Source organism: Alcanivorax sp. UBA3183 (assembly GCF_002364155.1).
Taxonomy (GTDB): Bacteria; Pseudomonadota; Gammaproteobacteria; order Pseudomonadales; family Alcanivoracaceae; genus Alcanivorax; species Alcanivorax jadensis.
In genome coordinates this window covers 76118-76331 of sequence record NZ_DEXN01000038.1, presented here as the reverse complement: position 1 = coordinate 76331, position 214 = coordinate 76118, and the positions used below count along the sequence as shown (strand labels likewise).

Sequence of the window (214 nt, the reverse complement as noted above, 5' to 3'; positions counted from 1 at the left end):
GGGCAATTTCATCGATGCTCAGATCCGGCTTGGACAGGTAATAGACTGACGCATCCTTGCGGATGGAGTCCTTGATATCCTGGTAGCTGGTATTGGCCTCTTTCAGCCGGCGGCGCAGGGTTTGCGGCGTCATGTTGAGTTTACCGCAGATTTCCGTGAAATCGGGGAAGCTGTTGCCGTATTCGTTGGAGATGATCGCCCGGATTTGCGCCGG

At 55.1% G+C, this 214-nt stretch carries 1 pseudogene; it reads right to left on the bottom strand.

Going from position 1 to position 214, the window contains the following annotated elements:
• A pseudogene (locus B3Q33_RS11915) lies at positions 1-214 on the bottom strand (AraC family transcriptional regulator); the annotation flags it as partial.